19 protein-coding genes are annotated in these 25,686 nt (G+C 73.0%); 8 read left to right on the top strand and 11 right to left on the bottom strand.

Annotated elements, in window-relative coordinates; translation table 11 throughout:
- Window positions 1-189 precede the first annotated feature (189 nt).
- Together AB0L34_RS10165 and AB0L34_RS10160 are read left to right on the top strand one after the other, a co-directional pair.
- A complete protein-coding gene (locus tag AB0L34_RS10165; protein ID WP_363703618.1) occupies window positions 190-1,008 on the top strand; it encodes an SDR family NAD(P)-dependent oxidoreductase in 819 nt (272 codons plus the stop codon).
- Window positions 998-1,594 carry a TetR/AcrR family transcriptional regulator gene (locus AB0L34_RS10160; protein WP_363703616.1) on the top strand — a complete coding sequence of 199 codons (597 nt, stop codon included), beginning with the start codon at window positions 998-1,000 and terminating at the stop codon, window positions 1,592-1,594. The genes AB0L34_RS10165 and AB0L34_RS10160 overlap by 11 nt, the downstream gene beginning before the upstream one ends.
- Window positions 1,595-1,606: 12 nt before the next feature.
- Here the strand turns inward: AB0L34_RS10160 and AB0L34_RS10155 are convergent, their stop codons facing one another.
- From AB0L34_RS10155 to AB0L34_RS10145, 3 genes are all read right to left on the bottom strand, one after another.
- The gene (locus tag AB0L34_RS10155) at window positions 1,607-3,868 is read right to left on the bottom strand and encodes a hypothetical protein (RefSeq protein WP_363703614.1); all 2,262 of its coding nucleotides are present in this window, start codon (window positions 3,866-3,868) and stop codon (window positions 1,607-1,609) included.
- 232 nt (window positions 3,869-4,100) lie between these two features.
- A complete protein-coding gene (locus tag AB0L34_RS10150; protein ID WP_363703613.1) occupies window positions 4,101-5,483 on the bottom strand; it encodes an alkaline phosphatase PhoX in 1,383 nt (460 codons plus the stop codon).
- Between the two features lie 128 nt (window positions 5,484-5,611).
- Complete coding sequence (locus AB0L34_RS10145; protein WP_363703611.1) at window positions 5,612-6,328, bottom strand: TetR/AcrR family transcriptional regulator C-terminal domain-containing protein; 717 nt, start codon at window positions 6,326-6,328, stop codon at window positions 5,612-5,614.
- A gap of 114 nt (window positions 6,329-6,442) precedes the next feature.
- On the opposite strand from AB0L34_RS10145, the gene AB0L34_RS10140 reads away from it, so the two are divergent.
- Entirely contained in the window at window positions 6,443-7,426 is a 984-nt protein-coding gene (locus tag AB0L34_RS10140; RefSeq protein ID WP_363703609.1) for an NAD(P)-dependent alcohol dehydrogenase, read from the top strand.
- 122 nt (window positions 7,427-7,548) lie between these two features.
- Here the strand turns inward: AB0L34_RS10140 and AB0L34_RS10135 are convergent, their stop codons facing one another.
- The 5 genes from AB0L34_RS10135 to AB0L34_RS10115 form a co-directional block, all read right to left on the bottom strand.
- The gene (locus tag AB0L34_RS10135; protein WP_363703607.1) at window positions 7,549-8,175 is read right to left on the bottom strand and encodes a response regulator transcription factor; all 627 of its coding nucleotides are present in this window, start codon (window positions 8,173-8,175) and stop codon (window positions 7,549-7,551) included.
- Window positions 8,172-9,446 carry a histidine kinase gene (locus AB0L34_RS10130; RefSeq protein WP_363703605.1) on the bottom strand — a complete coding sequence of 425 codons (1,275 nt, stop codon included), beginning with the start codon at window positions 9,444-9,446 and terminating at the stop codon, window positions 8,172-8,174. Before AB0L34_RS10130 ends, AB0L34_RS10135 begins: the two co-directional genes overlap by 4 nt.
- Before the next feature lie 9 nt (window positions 9,447-9,455).
- Window positions 9,456-9,899, bottom strand: coding sequence for an ABA4-like family protein (locus AB0L34_RS10125; protein WP_363703603.1), 444 nt, complete (start codon window positions 9,897-9,899; stop codon window positions 9,456-9,458).
- Window positions 9,896-10,783 (bottom strand): hypothetical protein, encoded by an 888-nt coding sequence (locus AB0L34_RS10120; protein ID WP_363703601.1) that lies wholly within the window; start codon window positions 10,781-10,783, stop codon window positions 9,896-9,898. The genes AB0L34_RS10125 and AB0L34_RS10120 overlap by 4 nt, the downstream gene beginning before the upstream one ends.
- Before the next feature lie 220 nt (window positions 10,784-11,003).
- Window positions 11,004-13,403, bottom strand: a complete 2,400-nt coding sequence (locus tag AB0L34_RS10115) for a beta-galactosidase (protein WP_363703599.1) — start codon at window positions 13,401-13,403, stop codon at window positions 11,004-11,006.
- A 118-nt stretch (window positions 13,404-13,521) separates the two neighbouring features.
- Here AB0L34_RS10115 and AB0L34_RS10110 point away from each other — a divergent pair, with 118 nt between their 5' ends.
- The 5 genes from AB0L34_RS10110 to AB0L34_RS10090 all read left to right on the top strand — a co-directional run bounded on the left by AB0L34_RS10110 (window position 13,522) and on the right by AB0L34_RS10090 (window position 20,130).
- Window positions 13,522-14,553: a LacI family DNA-binding transcriptional regulator gene (locus AB0L34_RS10110; protein ID WP_363703597.1), complete on the top strand. Its 1,032-nt coding sequence runs from the start codon at window positions 13,522-13,524 to the stop codon at window positions 14,551-14,553.
- The gene (locus AB0L34_RS10105; RefSeq protein ID WP_363703595.1) at window positions 14,550-16,223 is read left to right on the top strand and encodes an ABC transporter substrate-binding protein; all 1,674 of its coding nucleotides are present in this window, start codon (window positions 14,550-14,552) and stop codon (window positions 16,221-16,223) included. The genes AB0L34_RS10110 and AB0L34_RS10105 overlap by 4 nt, the downstream gene beginning before the upstream one ends.
- 62 nt (window positions 16,224-16,285) lie before the next feature.
- Window positions 16,286-17,281 carry an ABC transporter permease gene (locus AB0L34_RS10100; protein ID WP_363703593.1) on the top strand — a complete coding sequence of 332 codons (996 nt, stop codon included), beginning with the start codon at window positions 16,286-16,288 and terminating at the stop codon, window positions 17,279-17,281.
- A 31-nt stretch (window positions 17,282-17,312) separates the two neighbouring features.
- Window positions 17,313-18,242 carry an ABC transporter permease gene (locus AB0L34_RS10095; protein ID WP_363703591.1) on the top strand — a complete coding sequence of 310 codons (930 nt, stop codon included), beginning with the start codon at window positions 17,313-17,315 and terminating at the stop codon, window positions 18,240-18,242.
- A gap of 1 nt (window position 18,243) precedes the next feature.
- Window positions 18,244-20,130, top strand: coding sequence for an ABC transporter ATP-binding protein (locus tag AB0L34_RS10090; protein WP_363703589.1), 1,887 nt, complete (start codon window positions 18,244-18,246; stop codon window positions 20,128-20,130).
- 82 nt (window positions 20,131-20,212) lie between these two features.
- Here AB0L34_RS10090 and AB0L34_RS10085 read toward each other — a convergent pair whose 3' ends face one another.
- The 3 genes from AB0L34_RS10085 to AB0L34_RS10075 form a co-directional block, all read right to left on the bottom strand.
- Window positions 20,213-21,751 (bottom strand): alpha-amylase family glycosyl hydrolase, encoded by a 1,539-nt coding sequence (locus AB0L34_RS10085; protein WP_363703587.1) that lies wholly within the window; start codon window positions 21,749-21,751, stop codon window positions 20,213-20,215.
- Window positions 21,748-23,445, bottom strand: coding sequence for a xylan 1,4-beta-xylosidase (locus AB0L34_RS10080; RefSeq protein ID WP_363703585.1), 1,698 nt, complete (start codon window positions 23,443-23,445; stop codon window positions 21,748-21,750). The genes AB0L34_RS10085 and AB0L34_RS10080 overlap by 4 nt, the downstream gene beginning before the upstream one ends.
- A 182-nt stretch (window positions 23,446-23,627) precedes the next feature.
- Window positions 23,628-25,484 (bottom strand): xylan 1,4-beta-xylosidase, encoded by a 1,857-nt coding sequence (locus AB0L34_RS10075; RefSeq protein ID WP_363703583.1) that lies wholly within the window; start codon window positions 25,482-25,484, stop codon window positions 23,628-23,630.
- Between the last annotated feature and the right edge of the window lie 202 nt (window positions 25,485-25,686).

Here is a 25,686-nt window from a genome sequence, read left to right as displayed (position 1 = left end):
GGCGGGCAGGGGGTGGCGGTCGGGACCGGGACCGGGACCGTGATGACGGTGCCCCGGCAGCGGTCGGGTTCCGGTTGTCCCGCACCCCCCGCCACCTCGGGATCATATGGCTGTCCCTCGATGTTCGTAAAGCGCCATAACCGAAACTCGTTCTAGAATCTTGCTCTAGTTAGGTCTAGGCTGGCGGCCATGGTGGAGACGGTGACGGCGGTCGTGACCGGAGCCAATCGCGGCATCGGTTTCGCGGTGGCCACCGAGTTGGTACGGCGGGGCTGCCGGGTGGTGCTGGTGACCAGGAGCCGCGCGCGGGGCGAGCGGGCGGTGGCGGCGCTGGGGGCGTCGCCGGGCGGCGCGGGTGGCTCGGCGGAGCTGGTGGTGGGCGATCTTTCGGTGTTGTCGTCCATTCGGGGGGTCGCGGTCGAGCTCGACAGTCGCTGCGGTCGAATCGACGTGCTGGTGCACAACGCCGGTGTCTGGCCGACCCGGCTGGTACGCACTGAGGACGGGTACGAGCAGTCGTTCGCGGTGAACCACCTGGCGCCGTTCCTGCTCAACCACCTGCTGGAGAAGCGGCTGGGGAGGGTGGTCCAGGTCAGCGCCGGCCTCTACGTCAAGGGCAGGGTGGACCCGGATCGGACGCCCAGGGGCGAGGACTTCCACTGGATGCGTACCTATTGCGACACGAAGCTTGCGAACCTGCTCACCGTGCCGTTGTTCGCGAGGCACTGGGAGAATGCCGGGGTGACCATCGACGCAGTGCATCCCGGCGTGGTCAGGACCGGATTGGGGGATCCCGGTGGCGTGAATGGCCTGCTGCTCAGGGTGCTCAAGCGCCGGTGGGACGCTCCGGAGGCCGGCGCGGCACCGGTGGTGCGCCTGGCGTTCGCGCCCGGTGAGAGATCCGGCCGGTACTTCGACGGTGACCGTCCAGTACCGCTCGCGCCCGTGGCGGACGATCCGGCCCTGGCTCGACGGCTGTGGGATCAGGGGATGGCTCATGTCGCCTAAGCAGCAGCGGGGTGAGGCGACTGCGGAGCGGCTGCTGGCCTCGGCGCTGGAGGTGTTCGATTCGACCGGCCAGCCCGGCTTCACGGTCAACGCCGTGACTGCCGCCAGCGGGGTCAGCCTCGGCAGTCTCTACCACCATTTCGGCAGCTTCGACGGGCTGGCCGCGGCGCTGTACAGCCGGTGCATGGCGGCGCTGTTCGACGAGTTGATCACGGCGCTGAGCCGGGCCCGGACCGCCCGCACCGGCGTCCGCGCCATCGTGGTGGCCTACCTGCGCTTCACCGAGGACAACCCGGCCGCAGCGCGCTTCATCCACGCCTCGGCCTATGCCGGCTACCTGGCCGCGCACGCCGAACAGGTGGCGGCGGCCAAGGCGCCGCGCATGGCGGCCGTCGCCGGCTGGCTGCGGCCACGGATGGCGGCCGGTGAGATCGCCACCCTGCCGGAGCCCCTGATCGAGATGCTGCTGATCGGCCCGGTGGCGGAGACCGCGCGCCGGTGGCTCGCCGGCGTGCCGGGCATCGATCTCGGGCAGGCGGCCCGCGTACTGCCCGACCGGATATGGCGTTCGCTCGCGCCGGAGTGAACCCGCGCCAAATCAGGGGGAAGGCCGTAGCGAGGGGTTGCTGCGGGCCGACCGATCGGCGAGGTCGCGTACGGCCGCCTGGTATTGCGGTTGCGTGTGGTACGGCCAGTGGCGCTCGACGGGCGGTGGCACGGTGTCAGCCGGGTCGATGGTCACTGCGTGGGGATCGCGGAGCCGCATGTCCACCGATTCGGCCGCCGGGGTGTCGCATGGTGGCTCTGTGCCCCGGCGCTCGAAGACGGGTCCACCGATCGGGTCGGTGTCCCGCCAGAGGTTGCGCCACCGCCAGTCGAGTCGCCCGCCCAGGTCGCACAGCGTCTGCTGGCCGAGGTAGGCCGGGTAGAGGCGGGCGTAGATGCGGCGCAGCGGGGAGCCGTGGGTCAGCAGGGAGACCCTGGGCAGGGCGGTCGGCGGCAGTTGCAGGACGGTGGCTGCGGCCAGGACCGAACCGTGGCTGTGTCCGGAGATGACCACGGGACCCTGCGCGGCGAGCGCGGAGACCCGCTTGGTCAGTTCGGGTACTGCCCGGGCGGCGTAGCAGGGGGGCGCGAAGGGGTGGACGGTGCGGGGCCAGAAGGTGCCGAGGTCCCACAGGACCGCCACGAGGCGTCGGGTCTCGGCCGACCGGTACGAGCGGAAGCCGAGGATCATGAGGCTGATCACGAGCAGGCTGATGACCCAGATCGCCACGTCGGTGACGTGAACGACGAGCAGGCCGGTTCCGTCGCGTTGGCCGCTGAGCTTTGCCGCGAGCTGGGTGGGACCGATCCCGATCAGGTCCAGCGCGATGGTGGCCAGGCCCAGCGAGGAGATCAGGAAGAACGCGACCAGTATCGGGGCCAGCTCCTCGGTCACGTGCGACTTGGCGACGGTCTCCCGCACGAGGCGTAGCCGGGGCGCCGCGTCGAGGGGCACCTGCGGGTAGTCCTGTTCGACGACGCGCTCGGCCAGGGTCCGCCGCCGGCGGCGACTGAACACGAGCGTAGCCGTGGTGACCCCGGTGATGATCAGCAGCGCGGTGAGTCCGGCGAGGGCGGCCCACCAGTACGCGACGGGCGGCTCCAGGGGGCCGAGGACGGGTGGGTTCGGCCGGATCGGATTGGGGATGTAGCCGCGGTCGAGGTAGTCGGCGACCCGGAAGACCAGGGTGGCGGTGAAGGCCGCGGCGACGCTGACCGACAACGCCGCCACGACGGGCGTGCCGAGTCCACGCAGGAACGGGCGGGTCCCGGTCGGCTGCGTCAACTGGCGGGCGAACGTGACGACGGCGATCGCCACGAGCAGGATGCCCTGTGCCGCGACTAGGCCGCCGGTGCTGCCCTCGTAGCCCGGCAACTGCCTGATCACGGGCTGGACCGTGCGGGTGAGGGCGGCGTAGCCGAGGCTCAGGACGGTCACTCCGGCGGTGGCTGCCCACAGCGGGCGCAGGAGGCGACGGGCCTGCGCGGGACCGGTCGGCACGGGCAGGCAGAGCAGCACCGCGCAGAACGCCACCAGGGCTGCGGCGGCGGCGAACAGCAGCATGCCCAGCCGACTCCGCCCGCCGTCCGACAGGGCGGCGAGCAGGCTGGCGTCGAGCGTGCCGGCGCTGATCCCGACGTGGATCTGGCGAAGCCAGGCGGTGACGCGCTCGTCGTCCCAGAACCCGCGGGTGGTGAGGCTCTCGGTCATCTCCGAGGCCTGTGGCTCGGCCGAGGTCGGGCCGAAGCCCTCGAACGCCCGGGCGGAGCGCGCGCCGATCGCCCAGACCAGGCGGAGTGCGAGCAGTGGGATGAGCGACAGCACGGCCAGGCGCGGGCCCATCGGCAGCGTGGCGAGCCAGGACAGGTAGGGCCGGCCGGCCCGGCACTCGACGTATGGCACGCACTGCCAGCCGACGAGGTTCAGGGTGACGCCGATGATCGAGAGCGTGAAGGCGGCGGTGAGGGTGCCGGCGAGCAGGCGGCACAGCGCGCCGAGCAGACCGAACCGGTCGGTCGGCGTCGGGCGCAGCCAGATCGCGAGGTTGCCCAGCATGAACGGCAACAGCAGCAGCATGGACGCCGTGCGCACCGCGGCGCCGGCCGTCAGCGTGCCCCAGCGGTACGCCTCGACCGCGACCCCGGCGGTGGCGCCGCCGGCCGCGCCGGCTCCCGGCCGGGGCCGATAGAACCCCGCGTGCCGATCCCCGGCGACGCGCACCACGATCGGGTGGTCGAGAATCTGCTCCGCCGACGCGCCGGAGACCCCGTGCACGCGCAGCTCAACGGTCTGGTGTCCGGGTGCTGTGCCCACGCCGTTCAGGGTCACAAAAAGTGACGCCGCCCGCTGCCGAACATCGATCACCGGAAGGTGGTGGCCGCGATTCCGGGCTTGGGTGATCCGTGACTGCCAGGGCCCGGCCGGTCTGGACGAGCGCGATGCCCGTGGTGCGCCGCCGCTCGGGTAGCGGGGAAGGGGCGGGGGTTGTCCGGGATTCCCGGACAACCCCCGTGCGGCTACCCGCCTTTCCGGCGCGATCAGCGCATCAGAGCGAACCGTTGCGCCAGGGGCCCGTGATGGCGAACGTGATACCGGGGCTCTGCGCGTTGACGAACATCCAGTTGCCGTTCTTCGGATCGAAGGTCGACCCGGCCCACTCGGAACCGGCGTAGTCGCCGGGGGCGACCGACTTGCCGGGGATCCCGCCGGCCGGGATCACGACCTGGTTCAGCGCGAACGGGAAGATCTCGCCGTCGGTGGTCAGGCCGTGCAGGTATTCGCCCTCGCTGCCGTCCTCGCAGAGCACGATGCCACCGCGCGGGCTGACGCAGATGTTGTCGGGGTTGTTCAGCACGCTGGCATCCGGCGACGCGAAGAGCACTCGCATCGTCTCGGCCTGCGGGTCGTACTCGAAGACCTGGCCCTGGCCCTTCGGCCCGCCGCTGGTGGACACGATGTAGACCCGGTCGTTGCCGTACCAGGCGCCCTCGAGCCGCTTGAACACGGCGGCGCCGAGTGCGGCGCCCTGCACCGCGGGGCGGGTCTCGCCCGGGGCGTAGTCGGGGTTGGGCACCGTGACCCAGGAGGTCCGGTACTCCACGCCGGTGCCGTCGGCGTAGGTCGAGTACGACGATCCGTCCGGGGTCTGCACGACGAGCATCTGCAGTTCGCCGCCGGCGGACAACTCGCCCGCCTTGTTGGGCAGGTAGCGGTAGAACCCGGACGGGGTGGCGTCCTCGGTCAGGTAGACGATCCCGGTCCTCGGGTCGACCGCGACCGCCTCGTGGCTGAACCGCCCCATCGCCTTGATGGGACGGGGGTCACCCTTGCGGTCGTAGGGGACCTCGAAGACGTACCCGTGGCGAGTGCCGTCCGGGGCGATCTCGGTGGTCTCCTCGCAGGTCAGCCAGGTGCCCCAGGGCGTCGGCCCGCCAGCGCAGTTGCGGATCGTGCCGGACAGGCTGCCCCAGGACTCGAGGAACTTGCCCTGGTCCGGGTCGAACACCAGGTTGGAGGTGCCGCCACCAGCCGCCGGGTTGTACGCCGGTGTGGTGAACGCACCGGTGTAGCTGCCACGCTCGTGGTTGCGGACCAGCGCGATCTTGCCGTCCGGGCGGCGGAACGCGGCCATCCCGTCGTGCGAACCCGGGGTTGCCACGCCGTCCGACATGAGGTCGCCGGTCCAGCCGTAGCTGATGTACTCGAAGCCCTTGGGCAGGGCCAGCAACTCCAGCCCCGTGGTGTGGTCCCTGGTCGGGTGGAGCGGACCGTAGTCGGGGCTGGACGGGCGCTTGCTCATCGGTGCCGCGCCGGCGGTACGCGCGCTGAGAGCTTCCAGGGGGCCGAGCGCGGCGAGTACGGCTGCGGTCGCGAGGCCACGCTTGAGAAGACCGCGACGGGCCAGGCCCGGATCGATGGGCTCTGTCATGGATGCCATCTCCCTCTCACGTCAGGTCGCGAGCACGCTATCGATGGCGGGTCACGCCCACGCCCAACAAGTCGGGAACCATGCGTGAATTGCTGGCCCTGCCAGCCGAGCCGGAACCGCTCACCGTCTCACCGGGGTCGGCGCGACGACGTCCAGCCCTGCCGGTGCAGCCGTTCGATGCCGTCCAGCAGCAGGTCCAGCGCGAACTCGAACTCGAACTGGTCGTCGCAGCCCTGCCCCACCACCGACGCGTCGTCGTGGGATGCCGCCCCGGCGATTTCGGCCAGGTGCGGGAACCGGGCCGCGACCTCCGGTGGTAGGGCCGCCGGCGGGTCGGGGTCGGTGATGCCGGACCGGCCGGCGCGCCGGGAGGCGTCGAACAGTTCCTGGCTGAAGCCCAGGATCCGGCTGCCCATCGCGTGCATCACGTGGTGGGCGAGGTCGGCGGAGAACCCGTCGGCCCGCAACGTCCCGACCACCGAGTCGAGGTAGGCGAGGATGGCCGGCGTCGCCATGTTCCGCGACTCGATCGCGAGCGGCGCCCAGGGGTGGCGCCGCAGCACCTGCCGCGCCGAGAGGATGCGCCCGCGGACCACGCGCTTCCAGCCGGCGTCGGGCACTGGCGGGTCGATCTCGCCGACGACCATGTCGATCATGCCGTCGAGCAGTTCGTCCTTGTTGGCCACGTGCTTGTAGAGGGCCATCGGCACGACGCCCAGATCCTGGGCGAGGTTGCGCATGCTGAGGGACTCGATCCCGGCCTCGTCGGCGAGCGCGACGGCGGCGCGCAGGATCCGCGTCCTGCTCAGCGGCGTCCGGCGCAGCGTGTCAGCCTGCTCAGCCATCTCGGTCCTCGTCTTTCCGGCGACGGTGGAAACCATAACCGCCTTGACGGGTGTACGGCGTACACCTACGCTGCTTCCATGCGGTGTACGCCGTACACCTTGAGGGGAGGGAAGATGAAGGCGATCGTCCAGGACCGATACGGCCCGCCGGAGACGCTCACGCTCGCGGACGTCGACGCGCCGGTGCCCGCCGCCGACGAGGTGCTCGTGCGCGTCGAGGCCGCCGCGCTCAACGCGTACGACTGGCACGCCATGCGTGGCGACCCACGGATGGCGCGGTTGGCCATGGGCCGGTCGAGGCCCCGGGCGCGCATCCGTGGCCGCGACTTCGCCGGCCGGGTCGAGGCCGTTGGCACCCACGTCCGGCAGGTACGCCCGGGTGACGCCGTCTTCGGCGACCTCGGCGACGCCAACGGCGCGTTCGCCGAGTACGTGTGCGTGCCCGAGACCCTGGTCGCGCCGAAGCCGGCGAACCTGACGCCGCACCAGGCGGCCGCCCTGCCGCTGGCCGGCACCACCGCGCTCATGGGACTGTGCGACGTCGGGCAGGTCGAGCCCGGCCACCGCGTCCTCATCAACGGCGCCTCCGGCGGCGTCGGCACCCTGGCCGTCCAACTGGCCAGGGCACTCGGCGCGACCGTGACCGCGGTGTGCAGCACCCGCAACATCGACCTGGTCCGCTCCCTCGGTGCCGAACACGTCGTCGACTACACGCGCGACGACTTCACCCGCGATCCCCGCCGCCACGACGTCGTGTTCGACCTGGTCGGCAACCGCTCACTCACCGCGCTCCGGCGGGCGCTGACCCCGACCGGGACGCTGGTGCTCTCCGGCGGCGGCGTGTACCGGGGCGGCAGCCTCATCGGACCGATCTGGCTCCTCGCGCGCGGACGGCTGCTGGCACCCTTCGTTCGACACCGCGTCGTCACACTCACCACGGCACCCGGCCGGCAACACCTCGACACGCTCCGCGCCCACGCCGAGACCGGCCGCCTCACCCCGGTCATCGACCGGACCTATCCGCTCCACGAGGTGCCCCACGCCATCCGGTACCTCGAAGGTGAACACGCGCGGGCGAAGGTGGTCATCACCATCTGACTCGCCGGCCGGGGGCGAGGTCGCTTCAGGTCGTGACCCGTGCCAGGGAATGACGTCGTCCACGCCGTGGTGGCCCTCGGACCGCACGGCGTCGCGTGTCGCCCAGGCGTGCCGGCCCGGACTCAGGCGTCGCGGGCGAACAGGGCCAGGCGTACCCGGTTGGGGCTGCCGGTCTTGGTCATCAGGCTGGTGATGTGGGTCTTGACCGTGGTGACGCCGATGTGGAGCCGTTCGGCGATCTCCGTGTTGGAGAAGCCTTCGGCGACCAGGTTCAGCACGTCCTGCTCCCGGGCGGTCAGCCCTTCGACCGGCCGAGGCGTCTCGGCGCGGGCGTGCACCGCGCGGTGCACGAGGCGCCGCAGCACCTCCTGGCTGAACGGGCTGTCCCCGGCGGCGGCCCGGCGGACGCCGTCCAGCAGGTCGGCGGGGGGTGCGTCCTTGAGCAGGAATCCGCAGGCGCCGGCGGCCAGGGCCGGGTAGAGGTGGTCGTCGTCGCCGAACGTGGTCAGCACCACGACGCGGGTGGCGGGGCGGTCGGCGAGGATGCGGCCGGTCGCGGTGATCCCGTCGACGCCGGGCATGCGCAGGTCCATGACGACGACGTCGGGAACGAGCCGCGCGGCGAGGAGGATCGCGTCGCGGCCGTTGTCGGCCTCGCCGACGACCTCGATGTCGGTCTGGGCGTCGCAGAGCATGCGCAGGCCGGCGCGGATGAGGTGCTGGTCGTCGACCAGCAGGACACGGATCATGCCGGCTCCGCCGTGCGCGGCCCCACCGGGGCCTCGCGTTCCTGCGGCACCGACGAGGCCGGCGTGGCGGCGGGGGAGCGGGAAGCGGGCGCCGGCGCGGTGGCCGCGCCCGGGAGGACGGTACGCACCCGCCAACCCGCGCCCGTCGGCCCGGCCTCCAGCTGACCGCCGAGCACCTCGACGCGTTCGCGCATGCCGGTGATGCCGTGGCCCCCGATGGACGGCACCGACGCCGGCACCCACCCGCCACCGTCGTCCGACACCTCCCAGTGGACGGCCCCGTCGACCACGCTGACGGACAGCCGGGCCAGCGCGGACGTGCCGGCGTGCTTGGCCACGTTGGTCAGCGCCTCCTGGGTCAGGCGCAACACCGCCAGACCCCGGACCGCGTCGAGCGAACCGATCGCCGGGTCGATGTCGGCCTCCACGGTGACGCCGGCCCGGCGGGCCCGGTCGACGGTCGCGCCGAGGGCGGCCGGAAGCGCCGACGGCTCGATCGCGGTCAGGGCCGCGTCGCCGCGTACGCCCTCGGGGTCGCGCAGGACCGCGACCAGCCGGCGCAGGTCGGCCAGGGCCGCGCTTCCCGTGCCGTGCACGTCGTCGAACACCTCGTGCACCCGTGGATCCAGGTCGGTCAGCACGTGCCGCGCGACGCCGACCCGCAGCACCATCGACGCCACGTGGTGCGCGACCACGTCGTGCAGCTCCCGGGCGATGGCGCTGCGTTCGTCGGCGCGCGCGGCGCGGCTCTCCGACTCGCGCCGGCGCTGCTCCTCCGCCGCCCGCTCCTGCGCCTGCCGGGCGAGTTCCCGGGTGGTCCGGATGACCAGGCCGAGCAGCAGCGGAACGCCGACCTCCACCAGCAGCCCGAAGACGCCGGAGAGGACCCGCAGGAACGGGTCGCCGACCGAGTCGGTCAGGTCGACCACGGCCAGCAGCCCGGCGGCCAGCCAGATGGTCCGTGGTCGGCGCGCCCGCATGGTCAGCTCGAGCAACGCCCAGCTGGCGCCCACCTGGTTGATCGCGATGTCGTCGATCAGGCCGATCGCCACCGCCAGCAGCGCGGTCTGCACCACCAGGTTCGCCAGGGGCCGGCGGTGCAGCACCGGCGCGACGGCGAACGCGGCCACGGCCAGGACCCACTGCATGGCGGGCGGCGTGTCTCCGCTGGCCGGGTTGCCGAGGATCAGGTAGCCGACGCCGCTCAGGTCGAGTAGCAGCATCCGCACGAGCGTGTCGCGCGCGTCGAACAGCCGCCCCACCCACCTCACGGCGTCAGCCTAGGCGCTGCGGCTCGGGGCGGGAACCGTGCTCGTCCACCTGGCCCGGACGCCCAGGTAGGCGGCCAGGCCGAGCGGCCCGAGCAGGATCGTCAGCACCAGCACCGGCGCCATGACCAGCGACGGGACGCCGCGTTCCCGGCTGTCGAGCCACGCCCACCGGCCGACGAACAGGTCGAACGCGATCATGTGCGCCCAGGCCGCCGCCGCGCCGTCGTCGGTGCCCAGCAGGTCGCGTATGCCGGTCAGGGTCGGGGACGCGACGGCCGGCAGCACCTCGGCGAGCGCCGGGATCACCAGGATCGCGTAGATCGCCAGGACCGGCGCCACGATCAGCGGCGACCTGATGACCCGGCCGGTCACGGACCAGTGCGGCAGCAGGATCATCAGCGCCCAGAACGGCGCGGCCACCGCGAACGTCAGGGTGAACAGCGTTCCGGTCATGCGGCCAGCACCAGCTCCGGTCGGCGCCGACGGGCCGCCACCACGCCGGCGCTGGCCGCGGCGGTGGCCACCACCAGGGCCGCCGCGGCGGTCAGGGTGAGCGCGTCCGGCCGCAGCAGCGGCTGCCCGCGCAGCGCCTGCCAGGTGAGCAGGAGCGTGAGTGCGCCGTACGCGCCGCCGGCGACGACCAGCAGCCGTGCCCGGGTGCGCTCGTCGAGTCGCCCGCCGGCGAACCGGGTCAGCAGGATGGCCAGGATCGGCAGCGCCTGCAACGCGTGCAGCCCCACGAAGTGCCCGATCCGCAGGTCCCCACCGGTGGTGCTCCACCCGACCAGCGGCAGCCCCGGCCCGCCGTCCGGCACGCCCACGCTGTGCGCCCCGGCGACCCCCTCGATGCTCTGGGCCTGGTCGGGCATCGCCATCGGTATCGCCACCAGCATGCCGAGCAGCGTAAGGCCGAGTGCCCACCCGATCGCGGTCTTGCCGGCCCGGTTCGCGATCGGCTGCCGGAGCACCACGATCCCGATGACCACGTGGGCGGCGAACAGCACCATGATCGTCGCGCCCATCAGCTGCCACAGGGCGGCGTTCAGCGGACTGGTCTCGTTGAAGTGGCTGGTCGTGCCGCGCAGCACCTGCCCGACGATGATCGCCATCTCCACCACGCCCACGGCGACGATGGTGGTGGCCGCCCACTCCGCGATCCGGCTGCGGCGCGGCAGCAGGGAGAGCATCCAGGCCAGGGTGGTGCCGTAGAGCACGAAGGACACCGAGAACTTGAACGGCTTGAGCCAGATCGGCACGCCGGTGAGGACCCGCGAGTCGGCGACGATGCCGACCGCGGAGACGACGGCGAGGACGGCCATCGCCCAGACGAAGGTCATCAGTGGGCGGTTCCACCGTGCGGCCCGACGAAGTGTGGTTGTCATACCTGCAGATGCTGGTGCGAGGCATGGCTGAGTTCGCCCGACCTCAAGCCCGGGTTACGGCCGACGGTCGGAGCGCGTCTCCTCCCTGGGGAGGAGACGCGCCTCCCGCGCCTCCGGCCCCTCCCGGCAACCCGTTCGGTGGCGTCGTGGCGGCTGCCGTCGAGCGCCGCCGCCGTCACCCCAGGCTGATGCGGACCGGCTCGTCGTCGGGTCCGCCGGGCAGCCGGACGACCACCCGCCCGTCCGCCGCCGTCACGATGCCCCGGCTCGCGTGGACCGGCCGGTCGGTGGCGAGCACCACCTCGTCGTCGCCCTGCGTCGGGCGCAGCAGCACCTCGTCGCCGTGCTGGGCGACCAGGTCGCAGGTCGTTTCCACCAGCGTCGCGGCGCCGACCCTGATCCCGTACGGCAGGACCAGCCCGGTCCGCGCGGGCACCCGCAGCCGTCGGCCGGCCAGCACCGGCTCACCGTGCCAGCCCAGCGCGACGGTCACCGCCGACGGGGCCACGTTGACCAGGTGCAACAGCCGCTGCCCGGCGCGGTCCACGGTCGAGGTGAGCACCAGCCCGGGGCCGTCCGGGTCGGGGGCGAGTCGGGGACGCACCCCGAGCCGGTCCAGGGCGGTACGCCAGAAGCCCAGGTCGCAGGGGACGTCGGCGGTGACCACCAGGGCCCGGCCGGCGCCGACGCTGACCTCCACCGCGCACGGCTCGCCGGAGCCCACCTCGGTCAGCAGCGGCTCGGCGGTCGCGCCGGCGAGCCGTTGGGCGTAGCCGACCCGGACCTCGGCCGTCCAGCCGACCCCGACGACCGAGGGGAAGTAGTGCGGTCCGCCGTCGGACCGTCCGGTGACGGTGAGCCCGAGCGCGTCGGCCAGCAGGGTGCACGGGGTGCCGTCGTGGTCCCGGTCCGGCAGCACCCCGTGCAGCAGCAGCCGGCCGCCGCGGCGCAGGTGCGCGACCAGCCGCTGCTGGACGTCTCGGCCGAGGGTGGCGGCGCTGGCCAGGGCGATCACCGGTGGAGTGGTCGCCGGGTCGGCCGACTGGAGGTCGACGGCGGGGAACGAGAAGCCGGCGAGCAGCAACGCCCGGGCCAGCACGTCGCGCGGGCCCATGCCGCGGAACCGTTCCAGGTCGGCGACCTGCTCGGCGCGGGACGCCGAGGCCGGGTGGTGGTACTCCGTCAGGTAGTGGTCGGGCACGAAGCCGAGCGCCAGCCCGTCGTGCTCCTCGTCGGAGTCGGCCAGCAGGTCGGCGATCCCGCCGATGGCGTGCAGCGCGCGCCGGGCCGCGTCGAAGGTCGGGTTGAGTCGCCCCTCGGGGTCGACCGGCGCGGCGAATCCGTGCCGCTCTCCGGTGAACGCGATCCGGTCGTTTCCGTCGCCGACCGGCTCGGCCAGGGGCGGGTTGTAGCCGCCGGCGAAGAGGTAGAGGTTGAGCAGCCGGTTGCCCTGGGCCACGCAGAGCCGGGTCTTCAGCTCGACCGCCTCGGGCGGGTAGAGGGTGGACAGGTCCTGCCCGTAGTCGCCGTTGCCGGCCTCGAACTCCAGCGAGGTCAGTGGCTGGTCGGCGTCGTGCACGGCGGCCAGGAAGGCGTTGCCGACGTACAGGTCGGCGACGTTGGTGACGGTCAGGTCGCCCAGGTAGTAGTCGGAGCCGGAGGTGAGCTGCGGCTGGCCCCGGTAGGCCTCGAAGAGCTGGCTGATTCCGATCGGGAAGGTGCGCCCGCGCCCGCCGCCGGTGCCGTGGACGTTGACCAGGAAGGGCACCCCGGTCACTCCGTGCCGCTCGGCGGAGGCGCGCAGCGCCGCGACGTAGCGTCGGTAGCGGTCGCGCATGTAGCGGCCCAGGGCGTCGTGCACCGCCAGGGACCGCGGCTCGGCCGGCGTCCGCAACGCCGCCGACCAGGCAATCGGGTCGCCCGGGTCGACGCCGGTCCGTTCGGCGGCGCCGTCCTTGCCGTACCGGTCGACCGCCCACCGGCGCAGGTCCTCGCAGACCCCGTCGGTCAGGTCGGGGGAGTTCGTCACCCAGGAGAGCATCCCGATCTCGTTGTCCAACTGGACGGCGACCACCGGCCCGCCCCGGTCGGCGAGCCGCTCGGCGATCACCGGCATCACCTCGGCGTACCAGCCGTCGGCGGCGGCGAGGAACTCCGGCGCCAGGTAGTCGATGGTGCGGGTGTCGACCGGCGCGCCGTCCCAGGTGGTCGGCAGCAGGTGCGGGTGTTCGTCGTACAGCCGGTAGGGGATGCCCTCGTTCTTGACCTCGGCCATGATGAACGGGCCGGGCCGGACGATCGCCCGCAGACCCCGCGCGTTGGCCAGGTCCAGGAAGCCGCCGAGGTCGCGCTGTTCGTGGGTACGGCCGGTGAGGTCCACTGTGCCGTCCGGTAGTTCGTGCCAGAGCCACGGCACGTAGGTCGCCACGGTGTCGCCGCCGCACTCGCGGAGCCGGTCGAGCCGGTCTGTCCACTGGGCCCGGGGCAGCCGGAAGTAGTGCACCTCCCCGGCGAGCAGCAGTCGGGGGCGACCGTCGACGACGATCCTGCGGTCGTGGAGAAGAACTCGCGACATGCGGTTTCCCTCTTCCTCTCGCCGGACTTCCCAGGCGTCCACTTGTGATCTGGCTCGCACCTGCTTATGGTGCCTGAAACCGGTTTCTGTCAACCGCACGTTACGGATCGAGGGGGCCATGGGCAACAGTCGGGTCACGGTTCGGGAGATCGCCCGGCTGGCCGGCGTCTCCGTCGCCACGGTGTCCCGGGTCTGGAACGGCACCGGCCAGGTGTCGGAGGAGATGCGCCGGCGCGTCCTCGAAGCCATCGAGGAGCACGGATACCGACCGGACCACCTCGGGCGGGCGTTGGCCGCCGGCCGGCACGGCGCGCTCGGCCTGGTCTTCCCCGGTCTGTCCGGCCCCTACTTCACCGAGCTGATCCAGGGCTTCGAGTCGGAGGCGGTGCCGGCCCGGGCCAGCGTGCACATCCTCTGCACGCACATGCGTGAGGACTCCGACGCGCAGGTGCTGGAGATGGCCCGCCGGGTCGACGGGATCGCGATCATCGGCGGCACCATCTCCGAACCGGTCCTGCTCCGGCTCGCCGAGATGGTCCAGGTCGTCGTGCTGGCCGGCCGGGGGACGGGGACGGTTCCCTCGGTCAGCGTCGACAACGCGCCCGCCATGACCCGGCTGACCCGGCACCTGCTCGTCGACCACGGCCTGCGCGACCTGGCCTTCGTCGGTAACCCGGACGGGTCGCCCGACATCAGCGAGCGGTGGGCCGGTTTCCTCGCCGCCCACCGGGAGCTGGCGCTCACCCCGCCCGCCGAGCCGGTCCGGGTCGCCATGCAGCAGCCCGACGGCGTCCTCGCCGCCGAGCAGCTGCTGCGTGCCGGGGCCGCGCCGCAGGCGGTCGTCTGCGCCAACGACGAGATCGCTCTCGGCGTCCTCGTCGGCGCCCTCGGCCGGGGCCTGCGGGTGCCCGAGGACCTCGTGATCACCGGGTTCGACGACGCACCCATGGCCGCGCTCGTCTCGCCCCCGCTCACCACCGTCCGGCAGCCGGTGCGGGACCTGGCCGCGGAGGCCGCCCGACTGATCCTGAACGCCGTCGAGGCCCCTGGCGCGGCGGCTCCCGACAGCATCGTCCTCCCCACCGAGCTCGTCCTGCGCCGCAGCTGCGGCTGCCCGACGGGCGCCCCCCTTGGAGGTATCGGTCAATGAAAAGATCCCAGCTCGCCCGGATCGCCGCGATCGCGGCCGCCGTCGCCCTCGCGGCCAGCGGCTGCACCGGCACCGAACAGAAGTCCGGCCCCGGCACCGACGGGCGGGTCGCGTTCCTCGACTACGGTGACTTCGGCGGCGGCAGCAACCCGCAGGCCAACTACAACCCGTACCTGGAGGCCAGCCGGCTCGGCGCCACCGAGTACGTCTTCGAGCAGCTGATCACCTACGACAACTACGGGTGCCAGGCCAAGCCCTGGCTCGCCACCGAATGGAAGTGGACCGACCCGCAGACGCTCGTCTGGAAGCTGCGCGACGGGGTGAAGTGGAACGACGGCAAACCGTTCTCCGCCGACGACGTCACCTTCACCTACGACATGCTCAAGGCGCACAAGGCGCTGGACGTCAAGGGCATCTGGCGGTACCTCAGCGCGGTCGAGGCGACCGACCCGCACACCGTCACCATGCGGTTCACCCAGCCCGGCGCGGCGGCGTTCACGCTGTTCAGCGAGATCAAGGTCGTGCCGAAGCACGTCTGGTCCACCGTCGGCGACCCGGTGACCTTCACCAACGCCGAGCGGCCGGTCGGCACCGGACCGTTCACCGTCAAGGCGTTCAACCCCCAGCAGCTGACGCTCGGCCGCAACGCCGACTACTGGCAGGCCGACAAGGTCAAGGTCGACGAGCTGCGGTTCCACAAGGCCGACGGTGGCGGGCAGATCGACCAGCTCAAGCTCAGCCGAGGCGAGTACGACACCAACGCCATGTTCGTGCCGGACGTCAAGAAGGCGTACGTCGACCGGGACCCCGAGCACAACAAGTACTGGTACCCCTCCGGCGGCTCGATCAGCGTCTACATGAACCTCACCAGGGCGCCGTTCAACGACACCGCCTTCCGCAAGGCGCTGGTGCCCGCGTTCAACCGGCAGGAGATCGTCGACAAGGCGCAGCTCGGCTACGTCAAGCCGGCGAGCCAGACCGGTCTCGTGGTGCCCGGCCAGGCCGACTGGCTGCCCAGGGACATCCCCAACCAGGGCGTGGTCGGCTACGACGCGGCCAAGGCCGACGCCGACCTCACCGCCGCCGGCTATCCCCGCAACGGCGACGGCAAGCGCGTAGGCAAGGACGGCAAGCCGATCTCCTTCAGCTTCCGGGTGCCCGGCTCCTGGACCGACTGGGTGCAGGCGCAGCGGATCATTGTGGCGAACCTGACCGCGCTCGGCTTCGCCGTCCGGGCCGAGACCCCCACCCCCGAGGCGTACGAGAACGACCGCGCGATCGGCAACTACGACATGCTGCTCGGCGTGCACGGCGGCAGCTGCAACATGTTCCGCAACTTCCAGGAGCCGCTGGCCAGCGACCAGTCCGCGCCGGTGGGCAAGAAGGCGGTCAGCAACTTCGTCCGTTGGAACGACCCGCGCACCGACGAACTCATCGACAGGCTGCGCACCGCCACCGACGAGGCGGCGCAGAAGGCCGCGGTCGCCGACCTGACCAGGGTGATGACCGAGCAGGTGCCGATGATCCCGCTCTGGTACGGCGCCAAGTGGTTCCAGTACCGCACCGCGAAGGCGACCGGCTGGCCCAACGAACAGAACCCCTACGCCGCACCCAGCGACAACCTGCTGATCATCACCAACCTGCAGCCCGCCGCGACCGACGCCAAGTAGCCGACGGGCCGGCCGGCGCCCCGCGCGTCGGCCGGCCCGTCGGAGGAGAAGGGACGGCTCCCGTGGCCTACTTCGCCAGACGCTTCGCATTCTTCCTCGGCACCCTGTGGGCCGCCGTCACCCTCAACTTCCTGATCCCCCGGCTGCAGCCCGGAGACCCGGCCGAGGCCATCGTGTCCCGGCTGGCCGGGCAGAGCGAGAGCGTCGACCCGGCCCAACTGCAGGCCATCCGGATCATGTTGGGCACCCCCGACGGCAATCTCTTCGAGCAGTACCTGCAGTACCTCGGCGCGGTGGTGCAGGGCGACTTCGGGGTGTCGTACACCTACTTCCCCTACAGCGTGACCCACATGATCGGGCAGGCGCTGCCGTGGACCGTGATCCTCGTCGGGGTCACCCAGATCATCTCGTTCGTCGTCGGCACACTGCTGGGCACCTGGGCCGCATACCGCCGCAACAGCCGCGTCGACTCGGTCATCACCCTCGGTTCGACGTTCCTCGGGACGCTGCCGTTCTTCTGGCTCGCCCTGCTGCTCATCTACGTGTTCGCGATCACCCTGCGCTGGTTCCCCGAGCGCGGCGGGTACGGCGGCGGCAGCTCACCCGGTTGGAGCTGGATCTTCATCTCCGACGCCTTCCAGCACAGCGTGCTGCCCGCCGTGGCGCTGCTCATCACCGGCCCGATCGGCTGGATCATCGGCATGCGCAACAACATGGTGCAGAGCCTGGGCGAGGACCACACCCGCCTCGCCGTCGCCCGTGGCCTGCCCCGGCGACGCATCGCCATCACCTACGGTGCGCGCATCGCGATCCTGCCCAACGTCACCGGCTTCGCCATCGCGCTGGGCAGCGTACTCGGCGGCACCGTGCTGGTCGAGACGGTCTTCAACTATCCCGGCATGGGCCGGCTGCTCCTCGAGTCGGTGTCCAGCCGGGACTACCCGCTGATGCAGGCGATCTTCCTGTTCACCACGATCGGTGTGCTGGTGGCGAACTTCCTGGCCGACCTGCTGTACGGCTTCCTCGACCCACGGGTGCGAAAGGTGGAGTCGGCATGAGAATCGCCCGCGACGAGCGGGGTGAGGTCGCGTGAGCACGCCGGCCCCCGCCGTACCCGCCCGGGGCACGGACACCGAAGGCGTCCAGGCCGCCGCCGCCGAACTCGCCCGCCACAGCCGGCTGCCCGGCTGGTTCGTCATCCTCTGGCGCAACCGCAAGTGCCGCATCGGGCTGCTGATGCTGACCGCGTTCATCGCGGTCGCGGTCTTCGCGCCGCTCGTCGCGCCGTACGACCCGCGCGACGACGCCTTCCCCACCTCGCTCGGCCCGACCGGCAGCCACTGGCTCGGCACCACCGCCCAGGGCGAGGACGTCCTGTCCCAACTGGTCGTCGGCGCCCGCACCTCGCTCGTCGTCGGCCTCGCGGCCGGTGCCCTGTCCACCCTGATCGGGCTGGTCATCGGATTGACCGCCGGCTACCTGCGGGGCTGGGTCGACGAGGTGCTGTCCTTCCTGATCAACCTCGGGCTGGTCGTGCCCGCGCTGCCGCTGATGGTGACGCTCGCCGCGTACGCCCCGGTCCGCGGGCTGTGGCTGATCATCTTCGTGATCAGCGTGACCGGCTGGGCGTACGGCGCCCGGATCAAGCGGTCCCAGATCATCACGCTGCGCACCCGCGACTACATCACCGCGGCCCGGTTCGCCGGCGACGGCACCGCGCGCATCATCGCCCGGGAGATCGTGCCGAACATGACCTCGCTGATCGTGGTCGGCTTCATGGGCGCGGCGCTCGGCGCGATCGGCGGCGAGGCGGGCCTGGCCTTCCTCGGGCTCGGCGACCCGCAGACGGTCAGCTGGGGCACCATGCTCAACCAGGCGAGCCTCGGCGGCGCCCTGCTCACCGGCCAGTGGGCCTGGCTGGTCGCCCCCGGCCTGGCCCTGTCCCTGCTGATCACCTCCTTCACGCTGATCAACTTCGGCATCGACGCGTTGAGCAACCCCCACCTGCGGGAGGACTGACATGACCCTGCTCGAGGTGGACCACCTCACCGTCACGTACACCCCCCGCGACCTGCCGGCGAACCGGGCCGTGCACGACGTCTCGTTCACCATCGCCGAGGGCGAGTTCGTCGGCCTGCTCGGCGAGTCCGGCTGCGGCAAGTCGACGCTCGGCAACGCCGTGCTGCGGCTGCTCTCCCCGCCGGCCCGCATCACCGGCGGCCAGGTCACCTTCGACGGCGTCGACCTGACCACCGCCGGAGAGGAACAGTTGCGGGAGCTGCGCTGGGCGGACCTGTCCACCGTCTTCCAGAGCAGCATGAACTCGCTCAACCCGGTGATCCGGGTCCAGGCGCAGTTCGCCGACACGTTCGCCGCGCACAAGGTGCCCGGCGACGTCACCGAACGGGCCATCGAGCTGCTCGAGCTGGTGGCCCTGGACCGGCGGGTGCTCCGGGCGTACCCGCACGAGCTCTCCGGCGGCATGAAACAGCGCGTGGCGCTGGCCCTCGCGCTCGCCTTGCGTCCCAAGCTGGTGCTGCTCGACGAGCCCACCACCGGGCTGGACGTGGTGGTGCAGCGCGAGATCCTCACCCGGCTGGCCGAGCTGCGCCGCGAGCTCGGCTTCGCGGTGCTGTTCATCAGCCACGACCTGGGCACCGTCCTCGACATGGCCGACCGGGTGATGGTGATGTACGGTGGCGAGATCGTGGAGGACCGGCGGGCCGCCGACATGCTCCACGAGCCACGGCACCCCTACACGCGCGGCCTGCTCGGCTCGTACGCCGACCCCCGGCTGCCGGACGTGCGGGTCACCTACATTCCCGGTCGGCCACCGGACCTGTCCCGGCCGCACACCGGCTGCCTCTTCACCCCGCGCTGTCCGCACGCCGAGGACGCCTGCCGGGCGACGCACCCGCGGCTGCTCCCCGACCACGGCGGGCTGGTCCGCTGCCTGGTCGCCCAGGAGGACCGGCTGCCGTCCGTCACCCTCGGCGCCGCCGCCACCCTCGACAGCCACTTCCCGGCCGCCGGTACCCTGACCCGGCAGGCCGGCACTCCCGCGGGCGAGGGCGACGCGGTGCTGTCCGTGGAGAACGTGAGCAAGCGCTACACGAGCCGGCGCGGGTTGCGCACCAGCACCGTCGAGGCCGTCCGCGAGGTGTCCTTCGCCCTGCGCCCCGGCGCGGTGACCGCCCTGGTCGGGCAGAGCGGCAGCGGCAAGTCGACGATCGCCCGGATCATCACCGGGGTGGAACGCCCCAGCGCCGGCGAGGTGCGGTTCACCGGCGGCTCCGGAACCGGGATCCGGGTGGACCGGCTGCGCGGCCGGGCCCTGCGCGACTACCGGCGGCACGTGCAGATGGTCTTCCAGGACCCGTTCAGCGCGCTGAACCCGACCCGCACGGTGGCGTACGCCCTGTCCCGGCCGCTGGTCAACTTCGCCGGGCTGCGCGGCGACGCCGTCCGGGAGCGCGCGGCCCAGCTGCTGGAGCGGGTGGGGCTCGCCCCGGCCGGGCAGTTCCTCGACAAGCTGCCGCACCAGCTCTCCGGCGGGCAGCGGCAGCGGGTGGTGACCGCCCGGGCCCTCGCCCCCGACCCGCAGGTGCTGATCGCCGACGAGCCGATCTCCATGCTGGACGTGTCGATCCGCGCCGAGATCCTGGAGCTGCTCGGCGAGCTGGTCCGAGAGCGGCGGCTGGCGATGCTCTACATCACCCACGACCTGCTCAGCGCCCGACTGCTCGCCGACGAGGTGCTGGTGCTCCACCAGGGGATCCTGGTGGAGCGCGGCCCGACCCGCGAGGTGATCGGCGCCCCCCGGGACGACTACACCAGGTTGCTGCTCGACTCGATCCCCAACCCGTTCGCGGAAGCCACCGGCAGGGAGAGCACGCCGTCGGCCTGACAGCAGGGCGCCCGCCGTTGCCCGGCGGCCACCGGGCCCCGACCGGCCTCCCCACGGTGACGGGGGAGGGGAGGCCGGCCGGTCAGGCCAGCCAGGCGGTCGAGCGGGCCGGCAGCTTGCCGGCTCCCGCCGCGCCGCTGGCGAGTAGGACCCGGTCCCCGTAGGGCCGCCAGTCGACCGGCCCGTCACCGAGGTTCACCAGGCAGGTCGGCCCACCGGCGCCGCGCCGGAAGGCGAGACAGCCGGCCGGCGCCTCGCGCCAGGACAGCCGCGCCGGTCGACCCCGCCAGCAGGTACCGCGCAGCGGCAGCGCCGCCCGGGCCAGGGCCAGCGCCGACGTCCGGTCGTGGCGTTGGCGGGCCACCGAGCGCGCTCCCCAGCCCGACGGCTGGGGCAGCCACGGCGTGGACCCGGCCGGGCCGAAACCGTACGGCGCCGGGCCTGCGGTCCACGGCAGCGGCACCCGGGCGCCGTCGCGCCCCCGGTCCACGCCGCCGGAGCGGCGGAACACCGGGTCGCGGATCGCGTCGTCGGGCAGCGCGACGTCGGGCAGGCCGAGTTCGTCCCCGGCGTACAGGTAGACCGCGCCGGGCAGCGCCAGCATCATCAGCAGCACCGCCCGCGCGCCGTCCGGTCCCCACCGGTCGGCCGCTCGCCGTACGTCGTGACTGCCGTGCACCCACGTGGGCAGCCGCCCGTGCCGGGTGGTGGCGGCCAGGAGCGCCTCCACGCCCTCGCGCCACGGCTGCGGGCGCAACGGCCAGTAGAGCGGGTCCATCGCGAACGCCTGCCCCAGCTCGTCGGGGCGCAGGTAGGGCGAGAGCACCTCCGGCCCGCCCCAGGTCTCCGCCACGCCGAGCCGGTCACCCGGGTACGACGCCAGCTCCCGCGCCCACCGGCGGTAGATCTCGTGCACCTCGTCCCGGTCGCTGTACGGCGCCGGGTCACCGGGCTGCCAGCCGGGCGGCAGCTCCGGGTAGTCGGGGTCCTTCCACAGCGAGCCGGCCGCGTCGAAGCGGACGCCGTCGACCCCGCGGTCCAGCCAGAACCGCAACGTGGCCAGCGCGTCGGCGGCCACCTCCGGGTGCTCGTGGCGCAGATCGGGCTGCTCGGTGTCGAACAGGTGCAGGTACCACTCGCCGTCGCCGAACGGCGTCCACGCCGAGCCGCCGAAGATGGACCGCCAATTGTTCGGCGGCTCCGCACCGGCCGGGCCGCGGCCGGGCCGGACGTGGAACCGGGCCCGCTCCGGCGAGCCGCGGCCGGCGGCGCGGGCGGTGACGAACCACGGATGGGCCGAGGAGACGTGGTTGAGCACCAGATCGACCAGCACCCGCAGGCCGAGCCGGTGCGCGTCGGCGACGAGGCGGTCCACGTCCGCGAGGGTGCCGAGCCGGGGGTCGACATCGCGGTGGTCGGTGACGTCGTACCCGGCGTCGCGGTCGGGGCTGGGATAGAACGGGGTGACCCAGACGGCGTCCACGCCGAGCGCGGCCAGGTAGGGCAGCCGGGAACGCAGACCGGGCAGGTCCCCGAGACCGTCGCCGTCGGCGTCGGCGAAGGACCGCAGATACACCTCGTAGGTGACGGCCTCCCGCCACCATGGTTCGGTGTGGGTCATCGCGGGGTCAGCTCCAGCAGGGCGAGGGACGGCAGGGGCAGGGTCAGCGGCAGCCGCAGGCAGCCGCCGTCCGGCGCGACGGTGACCGGCGGTCCCGCATCGGCGAGGGTGTCGGCGGCCCGCAGCCCGGCCCACTGCTCCTCGGTGGGCCAGCCGTCGACGCCGAGCCGGCGCGCGGTCGCGGCGAGGTTCGACGTCCGCTCGTCCAGCCGGCGGTGCCGGAGTTCGTACCCGGCTGCGGGCAGCCCGTCGATGCGCAGCCGCACCGTACGGCTCAGCCGGCGGCGCTGGTCGGGCCGGCCCAGCACGCCCTGGTCCAGCGTGCCGTTCCAGAGCACCACGACGATCCGCCCGCTGTCCGGGTCGACGGACGGCCAGGCCCGCACCAGCGTTCCCGCGCCGTCCCCGTCGAGCCGGGCGGCGAGCTGCACGGGCGCGAGCTGTTCCAGCATCCACAGTGCCCAGAACCGGGGCTTGGCCAGGTTGCCCACCGACAGCAGCCCGAACCCGCCGTGCAGCAGCGCGGGCGGACGGCCCAGTTCCTCGAAGTGGTCGCTCGCCACCCAGCAGGCCAGCGCCGCGACCCGGCCGGCCGCCTCCTGCATCCCGGTGGCCACGAAGGCGGCCGAGAGCACCGAGTCGTTGACCGGCGCGAAGTGGGTGGGGGAGGGACCCCACTCCGTCCAGAGCAGTGGGGTGCCGGCCCGACCGTGCCGCTCCAGGGCCGGTCGCAGGTCCAGCGGCGGGCTGCCGTAGACATGGGTGGAGAGGAAATCCAGCGGCGCGCCCGAGGCGTCGACGTGGTCGAGGAACGGCTCTATCCATCTCGTCGCGGCGGTCGCCGGCCCGCCGACCGGCAGGCCGGGGCAGGCCCCGCGCACCGCCCTGGCCGTCACGTCGTACATCCGCAGGTAGTCCTCGCGGGTGCCGGTCCAGAAGCAGTCCAGGTCCGGTTCGTTCCACACCTCGACCGCCCACCGCCGCAGCTCTGCGTCGCCGACTCGGGCCCGCAGGTGCCGGACGAGGCCGCCGACCAACGCCGCCCACCGGTCCCAGTCGCGGGGCGGGCTGGACACGCCCGCCGCGGTGACCTCGCGGGACGGGTCGCGGGCCAGCGCCCGCGGCACGAACGACAGCTCCAGCACCGGCCGCAGGCCGGTCGGGGCGAGTGCGTCGAGCACGGCGTCGACGCCGGTGAAGTCGTGCACCGCGCGGCCGTCGACCTCCTGGTAGACGCCCAGGTCGTCGCCGAGGATGCCGTGCGCGCGGACCCGTTCGACGCCCAGCTCGCGGCGCACCCGGCCGAGCGCGGCGGCCAGCCCGGCCCCCATCTCCTCGCCGCCCACCCGGTCGGTGCAGAGCAGCAGGCTCAGGTGCTCCGAGCCGACCATGTCCCGCCACGGGCGGGGCACCGGCCCGACCGGGCGGGCGGCGTCGACGGTCACCTCGACCACCGCGTCACCGCCGTCGCGGGCCGTGACCGGCGCCGATCCCGGCCCCAGCGGACCGTCGCCGGGCCGGTCCGGGTCGAGCACCGGGCGCACCGCGTACCGTACGCGCCGCCCGGGCTCGACGGTCGTGTCGGCGTACGGCGGGCCGGGCACCGCGAGCAGGTCACCGCCGCGATGGTCGACCACCCGGTACGGGCCGTCGCCGTCGGCCCGGTGCACCAGGTAGCCGGCGGTGCCGGGCACCGGATCCCAGTCGACGTCGACCTGCCCGCGACCTGCCCGTACCCGGATGCCGTGACCGTGTCCCCGCCCCGGCAGGCCCGGGGGCTCGCGGCCCGCCCGAAGGGCCGCGGACGTGGAGGCGCCGGCCGCGGGCGTGGCTGCGCCGGACGTCGTGGCGTCGGGCGGAGGGTTCGGCCGCACGGTCAGCCTCCGGCCACCTCGACGAGCACCGCGCCCGGCTGCGGCAGGTGCAGCTCCACCACCGCCGCCGTGCCCTCGACGGCGGCGGCGACCTCCTCGAGCGGTAGCGCGTCGACGGCGCGCAGCGCGTCCCACTGCTCCCCGACCGGCCACTCGGTGATGCCGAGCTGCTCGGCCAGGGTGGTGATGTCGCCGTGCTCGCGGTCGAGCCGGGTGGCGGTCACGGTTCGGCCGGCCGCGCCGTCGACGACCAGGCGGATCCGGCGGGCGAGCGCCGGGTCGCCGTCGCGCTTGGACTGGTCCAGCGTGGACGACCACACGAGGACGGCCAGGCTGCCGTCCGCGCGGCGGCTGGCCCAGGTCTGGACGAGGCCGCCGGCGCCGTCCCCGCCGGCGCGCACCGGCAGTTCGGTATCGCCGAGCCGGCTGAGCATCCGCAGCGCGTGGTAGCGGGGCTTGGCGATCCCGCCGACGGTGATCAGACCGAAGCCGCCGTGCAACAGCCGTGGCGGTCGGCCCAGCTCCTCGAAGTGGTCGCTGGCCACCCAGTAGGACAGGGCGTCCACCCGGCCCGCTGCCGAGCGCATGCCGGTGAGCAGGAACGTCGCCGCGGACGTGCCGTCGTTGACCGGGTGGAAGTGGGTGGGCGTCACGCCCCACTCGGTCCACAGGATGCGGGCGTGCCCGAAGCCGAGCCGCTCCAGGGTGGGGCGCAGGTCCAGCGGCGGGCTGCCGTAGGTGTGCGTGGAGACGAAGTCGACCGGAGCGCCGGAGCGCCGTGCGTGCTCCAGCAGCGCGTCGACCCAGCCGGCGGCGGCGGACGACGGCCCACCGACGGGGATCCGGGGGTCGACGTCCTTGACCGCCTTGGCGGTCACGTCGTAGAGCCGCATCCACTCCTCACGGGTGCCCGACCAGAACACCTCCAGGTTGGCCTCGTTCCACACCTCGAAGTCCCAGCCCAGCACCTCCTCGCCGTACCGGTCGAGCAGGTGCGCGACGAGGGCGCGGACCAACTCGCCCCAGCGGTCCCAGTCCTTCGGTGGGGAGATGACCCCCCGGTACTCGAAGACCGTCCGCTCCGGGTCGCTGGCCAGGTCGCGGGGCATGAAGCCGATCTCGACGACCGGTCGCAGCCCGACGGACAGGAGCAGGTCGTAGACCCGGTCGACGCCGGAGAAGTCGATCACCGGCTCGCCGTCGACCTCCCGGTAGACGCCGAGGTCGTCGTGGAGGATCGAGTGCGCGCGAACCGTCTCGACGCCGATCTCGTCGCGGATGCGGCGCAGCGCGGCGAGCAGCTCGCCGCCGATCTGCCGGCTGCCGGAGGTGTCCGTGCAGAGTAGCTGGGACAGCCGCTCGCTACCGATCATCGGCTGCCACGGTCGGGCCAGCTCGGCGCCGTCCGCGGCGGCGTCGACCTGGAGGACGACGGTCGGGGTGACGCCGGTGGCGGGCAGCGACGCGCAGGTCACCCGCGCCCCGAGCGGGCCGGTGACGGTGACCTCGGGGACGGCGGCGACCGCGTAGGCGTACGGCTGGCCGGGCTCGCCGGTGGTGTCGACGTACCAGGTGTCGGGGATGGCGAGGACGTCACCGCCGAGGTGGTCGATCGGGGTCAGCTCGCCGTCGGCGGCGCCGTCGCGCACCGGCGCGCGGTGCACCAGGTAACCCACCGCGCCGGGCACCGGGGACCACGAGAGACGGACGTGGTGGACTCCGGCGACCGCCGCCAGACCTTCCGGCGGGGCGAGGACGGGCGTGCCGTCAGTCGTGCCCGCCTCGTCGCTGCGCAACGCGATCCGTGACTCCCAGTCGGATCGGGCGTCTGCCGGCTGGTGGTCGCTGATGCTCGTCACCGGGGCACCTCCTGTCGTCGTGTGGTCCGGTCCGAGCACTGTAACCGGTTTCTGCGCGAGTCGCTCCCTCCGCCCGCACCCTTGCGGACTCTGATCGGGTTCGATCCGTCGGACGCACCCCCGCTGCTCCGCCGCCGGTGAGCGGGACGAGCCCCGACTTCCGCACCTGGCCCGGCGCGCCGCGGCCGGCGCTCCGGATGCC

It is taken from the genome of Micromonospora sp. NPDC052213 (genome assembly GCF_040679695.1).
GTDB lineage: Bacteria > Actinomycetota > Actinomycetes > Mycobacteriales > Micromonosporaceae > Micromonospora.
Note: the sequence above shows the minus strand (reverse complement) of the source record. Positions and strands in the feature narration are given on the sequence as shown.